The 19,614-nt window shown below is 49.2% G+C and carries 11 protein-coding genes; 4 read left to right on the forward strand and 7 right to left on the reverse strand.

Translation table 11 applies throughout. The annotated features are described in order from the left end of the window. Positions 1-57: 57 nt before the first annotated feature. Both BP71_RS23400 and BP71_RS23405 read left to right on the forward strand, forming a co-directional pair. Positions 58-711: an NADPH-dependent F420 reductase gene (locus BP71_RS23400; protein ID WP_496383745.1), complete on the forward strand. Its 654-nt coding sequence runs from the start codon at positions 58-60 to the stop codon at positions 709-711. A 421-nt stretch (positions 712-1,132) separates the two neighbouring features. Next, positions 1,133-1,600, forward strand: coding sequence for a glycosyl-4,4'-diaponeurosporenoate acyltransferase CrtO family protein (locus BP71_RS23405; protein ID WP_496383747.1), 468 nt, complete (start codon positions 1,133-1,135; stop codon positions 1,598-1,600). A gap of 43 nt (positions 1,601-1,643) precedes the next feature. Here the strand turns inward: BP71_RS23405 and BP71_RS23410 are convergent, their stop codons facing one another. From BP71_RS23410 to BP71_RS23425, 4 genes are all read right to left on the reverse strand, one after another. After that, positions 1,644-3,959 (reverse strand): BspA family leucine-rich repeat surface protein, encoded by a 2,316-nt coding sequence (locus tag BP71_RS23410; RefSeq protein WP_496383748.1) that lies wholly within the window; start codon positions 3,957-3,959, stop codon positions 1,644-1,646. Positions 3,960-4,372: 413 nt separating this feature from the next. Next, positions 4,373-5,143 (reverse strand): hypothetical protein, encoded by a 771-nt coding sequence (locus tag BP71_RS23415; protein ID WP_496383750.1) that lies wholly within the window; start codon positions 5,141-5,143, stop codon positions 4,373-4,375. A gap of 484 nt (positions 5,144-5,627) precedes the next feature. Next, complete coding sequence (locus BP71_RS23420; protein WP_496384273.1) at positions 5,628-5,951, reverse strand: T9SS type A sorting domain-containing protein; 324 nt, start codon at positions 5,949-5,951, stop codon at positions 5,628-5,630. 2 nt (positions 5,952-5,953) lie between these two features. Beyond that, the gene (locus BP71_RS23425; protein WP_496383752.1) at positions 5,954-7,717 is read right to left on the reverse strand and encodes a DUF8693 domain-containing protein; all 1,764 of its coding nucleotides are present in this window, start codon (positions 7,715-7,717) and stop codon (positions 5,954-5,956) included. A 55-nt stretch (positions 7,718-7,772) separates the two neighbouring features. Here BP71_RS23425 and BP71_RS23430 point away from each other — a divergent pair, with 55 nt between their 5' ends. After that, positions 7,773-8,066 carry a hypothetical protein gene (locus tag BP71_RS23430; protein WP_496383754.1) on the forward strand — a complete coding sequence of 98 codons (294 nt, stop codon included), beginning with the start codon at positions 7,773-7,775 and terminating at the stop codon, positions 8,064-8,066. A 60-nt stretch (positions 8,067-8,126) separates the two neighbouring features. Here BP71_RS23430 and BP71_RS23435 read toward each other — a convergent pair whose 3' ends face one another. Next, positions 8,127-13,808 (reverse strand): FG-GAP-like repeat-containing protein, encoded by a 5,682-nt coding sequence (locus BP71_RS23435; protein ID WP_496383756.1) that lies wholly within the window; start codon positions 13,806-13,808, stop codon positions 8,127-8,129. A 210-nt stretch (positions 13,809-14,018) separates the two neighbouring features. Next, positions 14,019-14,651, reverse strand: coding sequence for a response regulator (locus BP71_RS23440; protein ID WP_496383758.1), 633 nt, complete (start codon positions 14,649-14,651; stop codon positions 14,019-14,021). Between the two features lie 423 nt (positions 14,652-15,074). Between BP71_RS23440 and BP71_RS23445 the strand changes: the two genes are divergently transcribed. Further along, a complete protein-coding gene (locus BP71_RS23445) occupies positions 15,075-15,383 on the forward strand; it encodes a hypothetical protein (RefSeq protein ID WP_496383760.1) in 309 nt (102 codons plus the stop codon). 420 nt (positions 15,384-15,803) lie between these two features. Here BP71_RS23445 and BP71_RS23450 read toward each other — a convergent pair whose 3' ends face one another. Beyond that, positions 15,804-19,598, reverse strand: a complete 3,795-nt coding sequence (locus BP71_RS23450; protein WP_496383762.1) for a right-handed parallel beta-helix repeat-containing protein — start codon at positions 19,596-19,598, stop codon at positions 15,804-15,806. Between the last annotated feature and the right edge of the window lie 16 nt (positions 19,599-19,614).

Genomic DNA, 19,614 nt, shown 5'->3' on the forward strand with positions numbered 1-19,614 from the left:
ACTGCCGGTTTCAGGCAAAATTTGTACTCATAAATCGTCCATAAAAAAGAAATAGTTATGTCAGAAAAAACAAAAGTTGCAGTGATTGGCCTGGGAAACATCGGTACGGTGGTAGCAACCAACCTGGTAAAAGGCAATCGCCCCGTAATCGTCGCAGACCGGACATTCGAAAAGGCCTCGCAACTGGCTGATCAATTGGGGGCGCTTGCGGCCCCCCGAAAGATTGCCGATGCATTCTATGAAGCTGATATCATTATACTGGCCGTCTGGTTCAACGCAATCAAAGAGCTACTGGAAAGCGAAGGGCCGGAACTTCAAAACAAGATCATGATCGATCCCTCCAACCCGATTGCGCCGGATGAGAAGGGTGGGTTCAAAAAAATAATCGGGAAAGAAGAGTCGGCTGGTCAGGTTCTGTCAGCTCTTTTGCCAACAGGCGCGAAGCTAGCCAAAGCTTTCGGCACATTGAGCGCTGCTTCGCTCGCTGGTGGTGCTTTCAGGCAGCCTGAGAAGGCCGTTCTGTTTTATGCTTCAGATGACACCGGCATAAACGGCGAAATAGAGGAATTGATTTCAGACAGCGGATTTGACGCGGTGCGGGTTGGGGGGCTGGATCAATCCATCCGGATAGAAGTATTCGGCGACCTGCACGAATTTGGCGCACTGGGTAAAACCATTACACTGAAAGAGGCAAACCAAATCCTGGCGTGATCCTGTGAAACTATCATTAAATTTTGACTGAGTTTTTTGAATGCGCAAATTGGGTGACGAATCAACTCACTGAAAAATTTGAACGATATGGATCGTGTGTGGAATTGTTATCTCGCAATACTATGTCACATTCTTGTACCTTTGGCTGAGTAAATGGGACAACGAAGATAACCTTTGGATCGTAGTCTTTGGCGAACGGCCTGGCCGGTCGCCAAAGACCTGATTAACCTGAACTGAATTTCGGGAAAAGCCTGACAGCAGGGCGCGAAAGGGGTAGGGTGGACGTATAATGAGGGCGGGTCAAAGCATTATTTTAAGTAAATCAATAGTAAACATATTAGAAATAAACAGCTCTCGCATGCTTCTCAAATGGGTCAAAATACTGCTTATAGTCTGCCTCGCGGCATTAACTATAAGCCTTATGCTTCTCTACATGGATATTACCTCGGGAGGGTTTGGTTTAGGATTTAACTTTGCGCTGATGTTCTGGTTCACAATACTTGAATCTCAGCTCAAGCCGACTCTGAACTCATCATACTTTAACGCCTATCCTTTTGAAAGGCAAGGAAAGCTGTATCGGATATTAGGTGTAGAGTGGTATCGGGCTATTTTAACTAAAAGCGGATGGGAACGGCTGAGACAACAGCAGACGCCTATTAAAAAAAACCTTCATGATTTTCAAGCATATGAGCGCGGGACCCGGGTGGCAGAACTTGGACATGTAATTGTTGGAATCATTGTTTTGGTCGTCACCGGCTACGTTTTATTTGCCTATTCAGCCCTGGATGCCCGATGGCTATTGTTGTCTAACATTTTTTTGAATTTTTATCCTGTTTTATTGCAACGATACACCCGGCCGAGGCTGAGGCGTATGATTGAGAGATTTTAGAATATTTTGGAGAGTTGGCAACAATGCTCGAAAAGATTTCTATTCAGTGCTTGATGAATTTTGAACTCCATCCATCGTTTGATTTTAGCAAATAAGATCCAACAGGAAGTTCCTTTACGGGAATAATCGTCTTTTCACCTTTCACCTCTGTTTGTCCAACCTCCTGACCGGACATGCTGTATATCTTAACATAGCCATCTGTTTTTCCTGAAAGTGTTAGAGAGGTTGTCGCGGGATTGGGGTACAAGCTCGGGGCAGGTGCCGTGTTCATTTTAATAACGCGTATGTTGGAGTACTCCGCTTTTCCTTCGAAATCCACAATTTTCAATCGGTAATACGATCTGCCTTCCAATGGATTTGAATCGGTCATTGCATAATTGCGGGTAGTATTCACAGTTCCGGCGCCTTTGATCCGATCGATAGCTTTCCAATTTCTTGCATCGGGCGAGCGCTCCACATCGAAATAATCATTGTCAGTTTCCGACGCCGTGGCCCATTCCAGCTGCACTGTTCCGTTGGCCCTTTTTGCATCAAAACTGATCAGCGAAACATCCAGGGCTTCGCATACCACCTCGTCGCCAATGTCAATGGTCCAATTTTTGGCATCTCTCAAAGTTTCCAACGCCGGGACCGCCGGAGCGCCATATGTGATACCCTGAGCGCCAAATGTAATGTTATCAGGCATAGCGGTATTCGCAGCCCATCCCTGTAATGTCAGGGTCATATTCACGCAATCCATCCCAGAGCCGAAAAGCAGGGCGGTCAGGTCAGCGCCTGGGGAAGGCGTCCAGTCAGTGAGTGGCTGGTTAAATGCAGTTGCATAATAAAATGTTCCCAACATATTGGTAACCCCGCTCACGTTCCATTCGTTGACAGGCTGGTTGAAAGATCCTGCTATGTAAAACATGCCCGAAATATTGGTAACCTGACTTAAATCCCAGTCATTGAGAGGTTGGTTAAAATCACGTGCGAAGAAAAACATCATCGACATGTCGGTGACCTGACTTACATCCCAGTTGTTAATGGGCTGGTTGAAAGCCGCTGTCTGCCGAAACATGGAGGTCATACTCGTCACCTGCCCAACGTTCCAGCTACTGATCGGCTGGTTAAATACAATGGCTCCCGTGAACATCGAAGACATATCAGTTACATTGCTTACGTTCCAGCTGTTGAGGGGTTGATTAAAACTGGCAGCCCCATTGAACATCGACGACATATCAACCACATTGCCTACGTTCCAGTTGTTGAGGGGTTGATTAAAGCTGATGGCGTCATTGAACATACTGGACATATAAAGCACATTACTTACGTCCCATGATCCGATGGGCTGGTTAAATGCGTCGGCCCGGGAGAACATCGCACCGATACTCTGCACCTCTCCAACATCCCAATTGTCAATTGGTTGATTGAATGATTCCGCATCGAAAAACATGCCGTCCATGTAGATAACCTGGCTCACATCCCAGTCATTAAGAGGCTGATTAAATACGGCTGCAGCACTAAACATCCCGCTCATTCTGGTGACGTTGCTTACATTCCACGAACCGATCGGCTGATTAAAATTAAATGCATTTTCGAACATGACATACATGTTGGTGACGTTGCCTACGTCCCAGCTGCCGATTGGCTGGTTAAATGCCGAGCTCCGGAACATCCCGGTCATATCGGTGACATTGCTGACGTCCCAATTGTCGAGAGGGTCGTTGAACGAAGAAGCTGCGGAAAACAGGAAGCTCATATCCTTTACTGAGCTCACATCCCAGTTGTTGATCCCGGGAACAGTTGAGACCGAACTACATGAGCTGAACATGCTTCGCATTGAAGTCACCTTACGGAGGTCGGGAGCGTCCGTTGCTGTAATTTTTACGTCATAGCAGCCCAGGTACGCGCTTTCCATGCTTGTCCATTGAATATCGCCCCACTGCCTTACTTCCAGTAATTTGCGATAGTCGATCAGGCTGGCGAATGAAATTCTTGTGAACGTTCCACTACCTGGCGTAATACTTACCTGGTAGGTTCCCGGGGAGGGAAAAGTGAGTGTATGATTGTTTGTTCCGATTGCCGTGCCGTTGTTCGCCGGATTGCCAATTTCTTCCCAGGCAATGCTATAACCGACTCCTGTTGCCGGAATGATGATCTGATTGCTGTTGCTGGTACCGTCATTATCGGTTTTCCAGACTGTGATGTACTGACCGCTCGCATGGAATGCGCAGATCAAAAACAAGAATGTTAAGCTGTAAAATTTGTTCATAGGGGAAGTAACGTAGTGGTAAGTATTGTTATGAGCAGCCGCAATGTTCCGAAGCACGGTACTGGTGACTGAAAGTGACAACGGGCCGGAAAGGTACGTGCGCTTCAATTAACAGAATGTACCAATTAGTACTTGTTAGTTGTAGAGTTTTAGCTACATCGTTGGGGGCTCAGATGCGTCATTCGGACCTTCATTGGAAGCTGTTAAAGCCGCGGTTGGGCTGGAACCTAAGCACCCCTGTTCGCCAGGGGTAGGATCGTGGAAGAAGTGATAGGACCCCGGTTTCCAAAAAAACCGCTCAGAACATTCAGGATGAGGTTATTTGAAAGATTTAGGCGTACAAATGTCGAACCAAGTACTTGTCTAGTTGGTTTAGGATTTCTTCTGCGCTACTCATTGGCTGTTGTAGTGATCTGCCTGTGACTCATCTGTTGACAGATTGGGCGGGGGTAACTTATGAATTTGGCAAGAGCGACTTAATATCAATTAGCATTATCCCCCGGGAGCAGGTGCAAAATTGATTATTTAGCACCATACTTCAATGAAAGAAGTTCTTTGGAAACTGGGTCAAAATATGCAATGTCTCCCAAATAGCAGCATGTCAATTCTACTGCTATAACCTGTTGTCCTTTCAGAGTATCCATTTTGACTGATCTTATCCTATACCGGCTTGGCAGTGTTTCGTATTTATTATGCAAGGTTAAGTATTCGCAAATCTTATAGAGATACCCGTCGGGATCGTCTTTCTTATGGGCGCACTCTGTTTTTGCGACATCATTTCTTTTTTTACCAAGGCAGAAGATCGGATGTATACTGACGATCTGTAAAGGAAACTGATCGTACTCAAAGCTCAATTTATTTGTTTTGGTATTGACGCAGAAATTGGATCTTAACGGACTCACTTTCGCTACAAATCTATTCTCAATTGAATATTTTACCGAAACAGGTGCAACTTTTATATAAGTGTGGTATCCGTGTTCAACTTCAATCGGCCGTGTGAGCACTATTGTGTCGACTGATCGCTCTAATATTGAATGGGTGGTGTCGGTCAACTGCTTTGGATCAACTTGGATGCCTAATTTCAAGTTATCGGTTGTAAAATTCCGCTGACAAGTTTCCAGGTCTAAACTCTTGGCAGGAAAAAAAAGCCAATCGGAACTTCCCCTTATGACCAGGAAGCCATCAGTGCTGATCATTTGCCTGCCCTCACGGTTAGTGCAAAACATGAGCGGTACAGACATAGCCAGGTATATCAGAACCTTGAAAACCGCGGGAAAAAATCTGTATTTCATGAGTTTTGTGATCATGACAAATCTTGGATTCGCATTGATTTGCCACAATGGTGACTAGATCAATATGCAGTTGGACGGATTCAAAACCCTTCTGAGCAATACATCAAACCTTGTATCAAATGTTGGTCAGACAGCGCAGAATATTAGTATTGACTTGGATATTCTCTGTTAGAAGCCTTGGCGGAAGCATTCGTTTCAAGGCGAATTACCTACCTATGTGTTGTGCAACAGCCACAAGCGATTAGCGAGATTTCACAATTTCTCCTTCCGCAATACGGCAGCATGCAATTGGTGCGGAGCCTTCAAGCTCGTCACTAGAAGGCTTCTACACCCAAAACCGAGCAAATGCCGAACCGGTTGTTTGACTACCTAAAATTAATAACTGAAAATGAGTTGTATACCTTTCTGATGGCAATTGGACAGACCACGCTAAAATAGTGGTATTGTGTGGCCAATCTTTGAAATGCAACCTACGCGGCCCAACCTACGGATTGAGCACAATTTTCCTTACGGTTTTTCTTCCATCAAGCCACTTGATCTCCACAAAGTGTACTCCTGGGGTGAATTTGTTGACACTGATTTCATTATTTTTCATCGCCCCGGATTGGTGCACCACATTTCCGTTCAGGTCATTGATGCGCAGGCTTGAAACACGGGTGAAATCCTGTACGAACAGCTTATCATTTGCAGGGTTAGGGAAAACGACGGGGATATCGGCGTCCTCAAATTTCAGACTCCTGATACGGCTGTATGCAAACGCGCCCTCCTGGTCGTCCCGCACCGGCGTACCGGCCGCGCGGTCAATCATCTTCAAGCGGTAGAGATTTTCCCGGGAAGGTACCGGCTGCTGATCTGTAAAGCGATAGTCTGCCAGACTTTGCTTTCGCCTTGTGCCTTGACCGTGGCGATTTTCTGCCAGACTTTGCCATTGATGCTGCGCTCCACCTCGAAACGGTCGCTGTTGGTCTCTTCGGTGGTCGACCAGCTCAGAAGGGCCGTGGAGCCCTCCTTCACCGCGTCGAAGCGTGCTAGTGTAACAGGTAACGGTGAATCGGGATTGGTTATGGCGAAAGGAAAGAAGCTGGTAATGCCGGAGCGCTTCGCGAAAAATGGATTGCTGCCGAATGCAGGGCCACTGGTGATCGAATTCCAGCTGCCGTCTTTATAATGTGCCACATAGCAGTTGCTTCGGTCGAATGAGGTAAGCTCGTCGGCGGCAAGGGTCTTTATCCCACCACCCGCAATGCCAAGAAACGAGTAGTCTCCTCCCGGCACGGTTTGGTTACCGGGGCCGGAGAATACCGTAAGTGCGACCGGGGCGGTGGCAATATCGCTACCATTATTGGTAAACTCGCCTTTGACGTCCAATCCAGCATCGTTACCCAAAGTAAGTTTTGCACCAGCAGCGATGGTGATATTATTGACGTTAGCCCCACCAAAAACTGACTCGATGAAGGGCGAACGGGGCGTACCTGCCGGGATGTTGACATTCGTGCTGGCGGTGGGAACAGCCCCGCCGCACCAGTTTGCGGGCAAGAACCAGTCGCTGCTGGAAGTGCCCAGCCAGCTGCCTGGCGTGTTCACGGTCAGCAGCGCCGTATTGGAGGCATTATCCGAGATCGAAAAAATTTCCGCCAGGCCTGGTGTTCCGTTAGAATTAAAGTTCGCAACGGCCTTGCCGTTCGCCTGGATGCTTGTTTGTGCTCCGGAAAAATTACCCATAGTACCCGGCGCTATAAACGAAACAGACCGTCCGACAAGTGCCAGGTTGGCGGGGTCGATCGGCTCGTTGGCAGAGTTGGAGGTAAAACCCGTCGAGACTTGAACCGAATTGGTGCCGGGGTAGCAGATGCTCGGTGCACTGACGGTAGTTTTTAACTGCAAGTGTGGGGTAAATATCGCGGCGAAGCCACCTTCCCAAAGGCCATTTACAGTATGGCCATAGTCGCTACATCCTTCAGCGCCCTCATTGCAGCCCCACCAATTGTTTTTCACATTGAGCAGATCAGTTAGAGGATAGACTGCTTCGTTGCCAACAAACTTATGGTAAGAGACCTCTACGGCGGCCCTTTTTGATGTATTGCCAGTGAAGCGGTTATAATTGATATTTAACGACGCCTTATCGAACATACTCGTGTAATAGATCGCCGCGCCGAACCCATCTGGTATGAAATTGGAAGAAAATGTGCATCCGGTCACCAAAGTTGAAAAATTGCCGACGAAGCCAGTGGTTGATATGAAGAGTGCTCCTCCACCAGAAACCGGAGCACTGGTGTTGAACGAAAATTTGGAATTGGCGATAGTAAGATTCCCGGAGAGATTCCCGCGAGACCCCATCTGGAACCTAAAACTTATAGCCCCTCCGTTACCAGCCGCGGCCTTGTTGCTTATAAACGAACAGTTAGTGACGGACAAAGATGCGTCCCTGCAATAGATTGCGCCTCCCTCAGGTTGCGCGTTTGGTCCATAGTAGATCCCATTGTTATAGAACAAACAACTATCGAAGCTGTAAGCATTTCCAAGTCCGCCTGCCGCTGCAATTGCACCGCCGCCTGAGGGATGAATAGGAAGCACAATTTTGAATGGTCAAGCCGTTAAAAGAAATCTTCAAACCACTCCGGTTATTTCCTTGATTAAGGATGAAAGCACGGCCATTCCGACGAGCGTCAATGATCGTGTTTCCAATGCCGGCACCGTTGATGGTAATGTTGCAATTGTTTACTGTACCTATCCCTATGTCTCCATTGTCGATATAATAGGTTCCTGCACTGATGTTAACCGTATGCGTTTCGGGGTTATTACCAGCGTCCACAAGCGCTCCTCTCAGTTGGTCAAGACCATTGCCGTCGGCGGTATTGGTCACATTGTAAACAGTCGCGTGGACAACCCCGACGGAAAGGTAAAGGGCGAAGCAAACCGATAGAGCCAGTTTTTTGAGATCAAACATATATTGATAGTGTTTTTTTAAGACCTGCTTACCAAACTACTGCCTTACTAACTTTAAGACTTGTACTTGTTCGTCATTCTGTAAATGCAGGTAATATATCCCCGTCGGCAGGTCACGTACAGGTACCTGTATACGCTCGCCTGCCACAGACTGAATACTGAGTCGTTTCACAGTTTGACCCGAACTGTTTATTATCCGCAAATTGAACTTGCCGGTCATCTTGTTCATTTTCAGGTTCACGATATCGGCAGCCGGGTTCGGGTACATTGTAATCTCAGCTGCCTCACTATTATTTAACACTACGATCCTGCTGTAGTCTGCGGAGCCGTTACTGTGCACTGTACGCAGCCGGTAATATTGTCTGCTGGCCGTAGCGTTGCTATCAACGTAGCTGTATTGATGAAGATCCGGAATGTTGTCGGCGGCAACTTCTGTCAGTCTGGTAAAGATTTTTCCGTTAGTACTTTTCTCAATCTCGTAGTGATCAATTTCTGATTCATTTTCGGTAATAAAATTGACCATCGCCACCTGACCTTGCAGTTGCCAGGCTACATTGAACGAGATAAGATCCACTGGCAAGGCGCCTGAAGGGCCTGATACGGTTTGGACATAGCGCCAGGGACCATATAACTGTCCGGTAACAGCCGTGGCGGGATTGTATTTAACGCGTACCCTTACCTGGGTAAGGCGGCCGGGAAGTTTGTCGACCACGTTTTTTAATTCGATGCCTGATATCCCCAGGTCACTGTATGCGTTTTGCTGTGCGGTGAATGCCCCGCTGTTGGAGATGGGCGAACCGCTGTAAGGAGTGCCATTTCGCCTGGTTTCCCATACCAGTTTGCCCTTATCCCTACCCATGAATGCTTTGGCGAACAACCCTGCACCAAATTGTGCATTGTCGAAATTCGAGGTATTCACCGGTGTAACAAGGTCGACATTGTACAGGTCAACATTATTGCGTTTGAAGTTTTTCGCGGCATTTCCGTAGTGGATAAACACCATACCTTCATCTGTTTGACCTTCTGCATAACGGCTGGCGCCTATGATGATATCGCTAAAACCATCCCCGTTAATATCACCACCACCGGCGACAGATGTTCCGAGTTGCGCTCCTGCCAGGTTGCTTTCCAGTAATTTGGCCACGTCTGCGGTAATGCCTGACGGAGATCCCAGGTAGATCAGCGCAGCGCCCTCATAGAGTTCCGGAGCGGTATAGTAGAACGCGCCAATAATCACATCCGAGTAACCATCGCCGTTGACATCGCCTGCACTTGATACACTGCTTCCGAAGTTAGCTCCTGCCTGGTTGACCTGAATTGCAAGTGCCGGCGAAGCGCCAATGCCGGCTGCTGATCCATGATAAACGAATGCATTTCCTTCATCGGTCTGCCCGTCATCGTAAGTTGCCGCTCCGACAATGATATCGCTGAACCCGTCGCCGTTTACATCGCCGGCAAATGCCACAGCCCCGCCAAAGCCAGCGTCCGCCTGGTTTGCTTCCAGTATGCGTGCAGGTGTAAGGTTAAGACCGGAAGCGGAGCCGTGAAAGATAAAGGCAGCACCTTCATTGTTTTGACCGTTATCATACTGGTATGCACCGATTACAACGTCTGCGAACCCATCCCCGTTAACATCGCCGGCACGGGAAATAGAAGCGCCGAAGCCCGCACCAGCCTGGTTCATTTCCAAGGTGGCGGCAGAAGTGGTATTGATACCAGAGGCGGAGCCCAGGTACAGGAAGGCGGCTCCTTCTCCGGGTTGACCATTGGTGAAAAATATGGAACCGACCAGCACATCGTCATATCCATCGCCATTTACATCATCCGCGGAGCTTACCGCAAAACCGAATAATGAAAGAGCCTGGTTTTTTTCCAGTAAGACCGGGGCACCAGCAAGGCCTCCGGCAGATCCGTAGTACAGGAATGCGGCGCCTTCAACTGCCTCTCCGTTACTGTATGAATGGGCACCAACGATCACATCATCATACCCATCGCCGTTCACGTCACCTGCGGACGCTACGGAAGTTCCAAAGCCCGAGGATTCCTGGTTTCTCTGTAACGTGGTTGGAACTACGCTGAGTCCGTTGACACTTCCAAGGTAAACACTGGCAATGCCTTCATTATACTCACCCAAATCATATTGCGGCGCCCCCACGATCACATCATTAAATCCATCCCCATTCACATCACCTGCAATGGCAACCGAAGTGCCCAGCCTGGCATCGGCCTGGTTGAGCTGAATTTTGGAAGAATAGCTTGTTCGAATCGCATCGGCAGAACTGTACATCATAGAGATACCACCTTCATTTTCCTCTGGATTGTCAAGCCCATGATGCCCGAAGATCAAGTCGCTATATCCGTCTCCGTTTACATCACCTGCAGAGGAGACACAGCTCATATAGCCCGATTCCTGGTTAGTCTCAATAATTTTCGTAGCAGATTCGCTCAGCCCATGAGGGGATCCCATATAAATGTAAGCAGCGCCTTCCTCATTTTGTGCGTTTGAATAAAAAGTTGCACCTACTACCACATCGGCGAAACCATCTCCGTTCAAGTCACCGGCACCTGATATACTTCCGCCCAAATAAGTCTGGGACGAATTGGACTTTCTACGGCCTGCCGGCTTAGTATTGATTCCCGACGAACTACCCGTGAAGAAATAAAAAGCACCTTCCAGATTAAAATTGGTACCAAAAGAAGGCGAGCCGACTAGCACGTCACTGTATCCATCTCCATTGACATCACCGGCACCGGATACCGAGAATCCAAACAACCCGGCACCGCCTTCAAGCGTCACGGGTGAGGGAATGACACCCCCGGCAGAACCGTAATACAACCAAGCAACACCAACATTTGGTTCATCTTCACCATTGTCATAATCCGGTGCACCCGCTATTATATCGCTAAACCCATCCCCGTTGACATCGCCCGCGCCGGCTACGGAATAGCCTAACTTCGCGCCTTCTTGTCCGAACGCAAACAGGGTCGGCGATGCAACGGCGATACCGGACGCGGACCCATAATAAATGAAGACTGCCCCTTGGTTGGTGGTTCCATTGCCGTAGTTGGGCGCGCCAACAAGGACATCGCTGAAGCCATCGCCATTAATATCACCTGCGCAGGCAACAGAGACACCGATAAGTGACAAAACGAGGTTCGATTCCATGGTGGCGGCGGGCGTGGTTGTAATACCTGACGCTGAGCCATAGAAAATGAATGCTCCTCCTTCCCGCTGCTCACCTTGGGTCCAATTCGGCGCTCCGACAATGACATCACTGTAACCATCGCCGTTTACATCACCAGCTGTTGAGACTGCGCTGCCGAAGATGCTGTGTTCCTGATTATTTTCAAGTAGTACGGGTGAGGCCGTATTGATTCCAGCGGCCGAGCCATAATATAAAAAAGCTACACCTTCATCCACCTGACCGTTGTCGTAGTATGGCGCTCCGACAATGACGTCGCTATACCCATCTCCGTTCACATCACCTGCGCCAGATACCGAAGACCCCATCCAGGCGTGAAGTTGATCGCTTTCGGCAAGAATATTCACATCTACCACCAATGTAGGTTGGTCATAGCCATAGTAAACAAATACGACCCCCGCGTTGGTTTGATCATTGTCGTGTTGACTTGCACCAATGATGAGATCAAGATTACCATCCTTATTGAGATCCATTCCTCCGGCCACGGACTGCCCAAATTTAGCGTCGTGCTGGGTAGACATGAAAATCTGAGAATAGGCGGAGTTGAGACCTGCCGCTGATCCGGTATACAGAAATGCGACGCCTGCGTTTGGCGCGCCATTGGCATCATAGTCGGGAGCTCCTATTAATATGTCCCCAAACCCATCCTGATTCAAATCGCCTGCGGATGCAAGTGAGATCCCAAAATGCGCATTGTCCTGACCGCCATCGCAACTGGTATAAGTTCCTGGAAAATTGCTGGCCCCGTTCCAGATCACCACAATACCTTCATCGACATTACCATTGTCGTAGAATGGCGCTCCTACCATAACTTCATCAAAACCGTCACCGTTAATGTCGCCAGCGGAACTGATGGAATATCCCATTTGGCAGTTTGCCTGGTTGCTGACATACTGCTTTTGAACTGGAGAAGTAGTAAGGTTAAGGGACCCAAAACGGATCACATAAAGTCCTTCGTCGATAAAATTGTTGTCGAAAAGAGGAGCCCCTACCCCTACATCTGCCAGCCCATCGTTATTAACATCCCCAAGGCCCGCTACGGACCAGCCAAGCTTGGCACCAGCCTGTAGACTATGTGTTGGACTCAGTGTAACAATACCGTTGAAAGACCCTCGCAGAATAGCGTAGGCACCCGAATTGACACCACCTCCATCGTAATTAGGAGCGCCTACGATTAGATCGTCGAATCCGTCCCCACTTACATCACCTGCCCCATCAACTGACCAACCGAACTGCGCATTGGATTGATCCATGTATAAATCGTTAGTGCTTTGAGGAGTGAATGTTACCCCCGCATTAGAACCGAAGGCGAGCAAGGCCCTGCCTTCATCAACATTTACATGGTCGAAATAAGGCATTCCTATAATCACGTCATCATATCCGTCATTGTTTACATCGCCAGCACCAGCCACAGAGAATCCTGCTAGTGCGCCTGCCTGATTCGATTCTGTTGAGGGAACGCCAAGAGTTGTACTGATGCCTAGAAAAGATCCGTAGAAGATAAATACAGCGCCCTCATCCACCTGGCCATTGTCGTAATAAGGAGCGCCGACAATGATATCATCAAAGCCATCATTATTCACGTCGCCAGCGCCATCCACAGAATACCCTAGCTGGGCATTTGCCTGATTGCTTTCAATGGATCCAGACGGAGTGCTGCTGATCGGGTCAATCGTTACCGGGTAAGTGGCGCCGAGTGTGTTGACATGGATGGAATACCCTTCGCCATGCTTTTCAAACTGTGCAGCCAGTTCTTTCCCTTTGGCATCCCATACCTTTAACCCGTCATAGTTGAGCACAGCGCCTTCACGGGGATGGATAAACGACAACCGGTCACTGCTGAATTCCTGTTTAAGTTTTGTTTTTACTGTAAAATTTATTTTCAGTTCTTCGCTGCCCGCTAAAGGTTTTTTGACGATAAAATTCTGGCGCATGCCTTCCTCGCCATTGATATATTGTACGGCGATATTTTCTGTGATGTATTCAGCCTGATGGTCCTGCACCGACCACTTTCCTTCACCTACCTGTTTTTTATCGAGCAAGAAATCCACCTCCCAGTCTCCGATGGTTTTATATTCTCTTTCATGGGGTTGCTTTTGGGGATCGGGTTCCCCCACGGGAATTTTTGTGGTGCGGGGCTCTGCGCTAAATCCGTTCTCGTCATAGTAGAAGCGCATATTGTTCTTGCGGTTGGGCGAACTGTATTTCCCCAGGCTGTCGATCTTCGTAACTTTGTACTCCGCTTTTTCAATCGCCTTCATGACGTTGCCATACCATTCGCTATTGGCCAGGGTATCGCCTTTCGGTTTACTTTGGTCGGATTTCAACAACCTTCCTTTTTGAACAGCTGGCAGAGTCCGAACCGCATTTTCCTTTACAGAGGCTGTTTGTTCACCATGAATAGAAATGCGCTGTATTGCAGCCCATACAGCAATCATTATAATCATCGTGACAACTATTTTGATGTTCCTGTTTTTGAAATCGGGGTAGGTTTGGTTGGTAGAATTTTTTCTCATTTGTTTCATTTGGAAGTCGTGAATAGGTTGGGCTTTGTCAGAACGTAGAGTCGAAAGAAGAGGCGTTTTAGCACATACGAGCTTACTCTCCGCAAAGAAAATTGCAGCGAACAAGGAATTTCCTACCCGTTTGGGTAGTTCTATGTGGGTGATGCCGTTTTCTTTGCGTTTTCGCCGGCTTCGGCACGTAGTAAACCAGCCCTTTCCTGTCTATCTTCCTAAGGGATTTCTGAAACGCAGCAGCAGCTCGCTCCGGCTCGATATTTGGAGCTTGATGTAGATGTTTTTGATGTGGTATTTGACTGTTTCCACCGATATGTACAGCTTATCACCAATGTCTTTGTTGGATAAGCCATTTTGTAGTAAGGATAATATCTCGATTTCCCGGACGGTTAATTTGGCGTCCGGTTGCTTTTGTTGGGGGCGGTTGAAAAAGCGGATCACTTCCATTGCAATTTTTGGGGAAATGGCGGCTCCTCCGGCCAGCATTTCTCTCAGCCCGGCCCGGAGTTCGCTCAATTGAGAGCTTTTGAGCATGTAGCCGGTTGCCCCTGCGCACAGTGACTGGAATATCTTCTCCTGGTCTTCAAACACGGTATACATCATTACCATTGTCTGCGGGCTGATTTCCTTGATGTGCCATACGGCTTCGATCCCGGACCTTCCCGGCAGGCCGATGTCGCAGAGGAGCAGGTCAAGACGTTGCTCGGGATTCCAGCGATCCACGAATTCTTCAAACGACGCGGCAGATAGTATGAGCTCGAAATCGGGTTGCACCGAAAAAAAGTCGGCCAGCACTTGTCGAATGCCCGCCGTGTCTTCAATAATAGCTAGTCTGTTCATGGTACCTGCAAAGTTAAGCGGGATGTTGGGTGTGTTTTCCCACCCATACAGGTAGTTCTGTACCGCGGCCTGTTTGCAACGAACTTTGTTAATTAATATAAAAACAATTCCTTTTCATTCAGTTAACGGGTAATTCTTTGCCGCATTTTTGCGAATTCCGTTTGCTTTAATTCCTGGCATTTCAATGGTGTCTATGGTTACTTTGAGGTTGCCATTTCTATTACTAACATGGATCTGAGGGAAAATAGACAAAACCCGCGCCCGTAGGTTCTTCCAAACGGCCAAAATAGCCGGGAAATATTCGGGACCCGGATAGAGGTTTGCGGCAACGAAGAGCATGTAGGCGCAACAACCGGATCAGCGAATTATCCAGCTACAACCGGGGTTGCCATACAAGAACCGGGGTGGTCTACACCAAGTTGAATGCTTCTTCGGGAGGTTATCCTCACCTCTGCAATCCTCAGTGGCAACGCTGCTGCGGGCACCCGGTCAGCCCTTATGGGTATGTATGTCAATGCAAATATGGTGGACATTTTGACCTCTACCTCTTCGACTAACTTCCCTGTTACCAATGGTACGGTTCATCTGGGAATTCATAGCGACCTCGCATACGCAAGATTGAATTCACGTACCAGAGAAGTGCTTGCCGCTACCTATCTGGTCGGGACCGATAATGCAGACGCGGGGAATGGAATGATTGAGTCAGATGCAAATGGGATCTGTATCATCTAAACTTTACCTTCAAATGACTTTCCCCTAACCAATTCAAGCAGGTTTGGCCGGCCTCCCAACACCGACATTGTCTATACCAAACTGGCCGACGCATTTTACCGGCAGTGCCGCGGTAAGCCCGTCATCGCAAACGTTGTGTGTCAACGGGGTGCCACCCTGTCGCAGGGATTGGGATTATTTCAAAGGCTTTTCGGCAAGGTGCACGGTGGTTATCTACATCGGCTCTGGGAGAAATTCCCAGAGCTTACCCAGAGCGAGATACGTTTCATAGCGCTGACCAAACTGTGACTGGCTTATCAGGAAATGTCGGCTACGCTGGGCATCAGCAGCAATGCCGTGCGTACCACTAAATGCAGGCTGCTGAAAAAGATCGATGTGCCTGATGACCAGAGCCGGGAAGATCGGTGATGGCTATCTGACCTACTCGACTGCGACTTTTTGTGTATGTATAGTGGGGCCCGTTTGAACACGTAGCAGGTAAATACCCTTCGGCAAATCCCCTACCGGCAATGAAGTGCGACCGTTTTTTAAATCGGCTTTGATCACCTCTACACCATTTGAACTAATCAATGCGGCATTACCCGAAAGTACTCCGGCCATTTCGAGTTGGAGCACCGTGGTTGCCGGGTTGGGATACACTTGTATCTGAACCGCATTCCCGTGATCGGCGTTCACGATCTGGCTCCATGCAAACGAACCGTCGGTATCCACCATTTTCAGGCGGTAGTAGTTTAAACCCGTTGCCGGATGGTAGTCGGTAGCAGAGTAGCGATGCCCGCCCGAACCCATGGCCGCGGGCTGCTCAGGCAAAAGTACCCAGTTACGGACGTCAGAGCTGCGATATATTTCGAAATGGCTAGTATTGGCTTCTTCCGCCGTCAGCCATTCAAGCGTTGTCGTATTTTCAGCCTTTTTAGCCGCAAAGCGGATCAGTTTCAAAGGGAGCGGATCGACATTACTGATGAAGAAACCACTGAAACCGGTAACGTCGAAACTGATTTCCCACCGGCTCAGATCGCCGTTCCAGGAGACGTCGCTGTCGGCTGGATCGATGGTGGTAATGCTGCCGCTGTACGACCCGGGCTGGCCGATGGCCGAGGTTCCGTGGTATTGGACAACGAGCAGATTGGCTTTCCCCGATCCGTCGGAAGGCGAAGCCGGCAATTTTGGACCGCTCACACTGCTGTTGAATGCATCGAACTCAGATTGGAGAAAAAACAGTTTGATCTTCGCGGTAGCACTTCCTGCATTGCTCGCGGGAAGGATGTCATAATGCCGCTGGACAAACTGAACCGCCGCTGCCGGAATAACCGCTCCTTCCACGAACACCTTCGCCTGTACGCTCCCGCTCACCGGCACTGCGCCCGAAGGCGTTACCTGCGCGATGACCCGGCACCCGGATACCACGAAACCATTGGTAGTACTGCCGACAATCGTCTGGGAAACCACATCGCCATTCAATGACAAGCTGCTGCCATCGCGGTAAGATTGCAATTCATAAGCGCCCATATCCGCTGTCACGTCGAATACCCGAGATAGCCCCAGAATATCCGTCGGCGGAATATTGACGGCAAAAAAACCGGTGTTGATCCCCGGGCTGCAAGGCGACAGCCTAAGTCCGTCATCGGCCGTCATCCATTTGTTATCCGCACCATCCGGATCCGCCTGGCTGGTAAACAATGCGTCCGCATTCACAACCCCGGTACCACTGTGTCCGTCCTGCACAATGGAATGCGCTACGACCGGAGTCGAGATCAGATCGTGGACCCCCGCCGGGTCCTGTCCGCTGTTACCCCATACCACCGTATTGACGATCAATGGAGTTGACAACATGTTGTATATCCCGGCTCCCTCGATCACAGATGTGTTACGTGCGACCGTGCAATGGTGAATGGTTCCCGTGGAGTGAAATCCATTAAAAATCCCACCGCCACCACTCGTGCCCGAATTATCAGAAATCACACACTGGCTGATCGTCGGTGCGGTACCATCTCCAAACAGCATAATTCCTCCTCCATTATTGGCTTTATTAGCTGTAAAAACACAATTAGTGATCTTCGGTGACGACGCGTTCAAGGTAATCCCACCGCCCGCGGACGCGTCTACGGATGCTCCGAATATACTGACACTGAGGCCCGTTCCATCGGCGTTCCCGTCGCGGATAATAAAGCCATCGAGTCGTGCGGCCGAATTGGTATTTACTGCAACAATAACGTGATAGGAATTATCGGTATCCCCTGCGGAACCTATATCTCCTGAAAGAACAGTCTGATTAGCCCCCGCATTTCTTGCGGAAAGCTGGGTTTCATCCCCTTTAAAGCCACCATAGACCGACACATTGTTGATCAGGTAAAATGCATTGTGTCGCGCACCACCCAGATTGAGGTTGTAAGGCTGACCTGAAGGCTTATACGTTCCGGCCTTTACCCATATTTCGGTAATACCCGGACAGCCCGTCGCGATGTTCAGCGCAGTGCTGAGATCCCCGAGCGCATCGCCCCATCCTGAACCTTCCCCTGATGCTCCTTCGGCCACATACAAGCGGCCTGAGAGTACATTCAGCCCCACCGCGGTTGAGAAAGTATCGCCGCACGTGTTAGTGATTTTAACTTTATATAGCCCTCCATGGTCGCCGGCTACAATGTTATGGACCGTCAGCATCGCCGTGTTGACGCCACTGTATTTGCCGTCATTAGACAGCGGTGTGTTTCCAAGATACCATTGATAAGACATCGTGGTAGCGCTGCCAGCCGTTACCGAGAAATTAACTGATGAAGTACCGGGGCAAGTTGTGACCTTCACGGGAGCCACACTGATCGCAGGTGACGCACCCGCGACGATAGCAACACTTCCGGTCGGATCGGCATTGGTCAAATAACCGGCCATGACATTGGAACTGCCATTCCCCGCGCCACTTGCCGTATAGGTCGCCGTGGCCTTGCCATCCGCCTGAATACTGGCCTGAGCACCTGAAATACTGCCATTTACAGCACTGAAACTGACCGGCAAGCCGATCAATTGGCTCAGATTGGATAGTGATAGGGGTGTACCAGCCGAGTTGTTCAGGAAGCTGGCGGTAACGGTGGTCTGGCTCGCGGAAGGAATACAAAGTGTTGAATTGACGACCGACGGCTTCAAAACAAGCCAGGGAGTGGTCGTCAGAGAAGCGGTACCCAACCCGTCGATCATATAAGCGGGCTCACTGCATGTTCCCCCCGCCTGCGGATCGGTGTTGCAGCCCCACCAGTTGTTGGTAGCATTCACCGCGCCATTGACCGATTTGCGGACCGACAAGGCATCCTTCACTACATTACCCAGTTTATTTCCGGTAAAAACATTGTAATTAATATCAACTGCAAAACTGCTGATGATAGAAACAGCCCCGCCTTCGCTGTTACTCGTCAACCCCGTGGTGTTATTCAGGAATTTATTCTTTTCGATTTTGGTATAAAAAGAAGGGCTCGAAACCGAATAGGCGGCGCTTAGGCCGATCGCTCCGCCGGAAGTAAAATGTCCGGAAGTTGCCAGGTTATTGGTGAATGTGGAATTGATGATCGTCGCACTGCCGGTTGTCGTGATGGACGAGTTGTAATAACTGATCGATATCGCCCCGCCGGTGGCGTTGTCGGTCAAAGAAAGCACCTTGTTATCGTGGAATGTACAATTATCCACGGTCAACGCGCCTCCACCTGCCATCGCCAAAGCCCCGCCACCCAAAAATTCGGCTACATTGCCTTCGAATGTGCAATTGGAAATGTTGGTAACATTGTCAGGCCCTCCACAGATTATCGCCCCTCCTCCATAATTGTCGGAGTTCTTCCCACCCGTGAATTTGATGCCGGAAATAGCGGTAGTCACACCGAACACAGTCCCAGGCGGGTTGATGAAGAATATACGCCCCTGCATCGTGGTAGTCATATTGATGACCGTCGAGCCCGGCCCGGCCCCGATGATCGAAATATTCTGAGCTTTGGTACCGAATTCGATAGTTCCAAGCGTAAGGTTGTAAGTGCCGGCAGGTATGTTAATGGTATGCGGCCCGCCCCCGAGGGCGTCTGCCGCCAGGATCGCCCCGCGGAGCTGCGACGGGTCGTTGCCGTCGGTGGTTTGGGTTACGTTAAAAGTATTGGCATGAGCGTTCATTATTACGCCGGCACCTAACAACATAACAGCCAGTACCCTGCTCAGGAAAAAACTGATAGAAATTTTCATCATAGTGTAAATTATTGAG

It is taken from the genome of Dyadobacter ginsengisoli DSM 21015, from assembly GCF_059568735.1.

What these genes read in the sequence shown, in the direction of transcription:
- BP71_RS23400 (WP_496383745.1), top strand. Translation starts at nt 58, where the DNA reads ATGTCAGAAAAAACAAAAGTTGCAGTGATTGGCCTGGGAAACATCGGT.
- BP71_RS23405 (WP_496383747.1), top strand. Translation starts at nt 1,133, where the DNA reads ATGCTTCTCTACATGGATATTACCTCGGGAGGGTTTGGTTTAGGATTT.
- BP71_RS23415 (WP_496383750.1), bottom strand. Translation starts at nt 5,143, where the DNA reads ATGAAATACAGATTTTTTCCCGCGGTTTTCAAGGTTCTGATATACCTG.
- BP71_RS23420 (WP_496384273.1), bottom strand. Translation starts at nt 5,951, where the DNA reads ATGATTGACCGCGCGGCCGGTACGCCGGTGCGGGACGACCAGGAGGGC.
- BP71_RS23435 (WP_496383756.1), bottom strand. Translation starts at nt 13,808, where the DNA reads ATGAGAAAAAATTCTACCAACCAAACCTACCCCGATTTCAAAAACAGG.
- BP71_RS23440 (WP_496383758.1), bottom strand. Translation starts at nt 14,651, where the DNA reads ATGAACAGACTAGCTATTATTGAAGACACGGCGGGCATTCGACAAGTG.
- BP71_RS23445 (WP_496383760.1), top strand. Translation starts at nt 15,075, where the DNA reads ATGCTTCTTCGGGAGGTTATCCTCACCTCTGCAATCCTCAGTGGCAAC.
- BP71_RS23450 (WP_496383762.1), bottom strand. Translation starts at nt 19,598, where the DNA reads ATGATGAAAATTTCTATCAGTTTTTTCCTGAGCAGGGTACTGGCTGTT.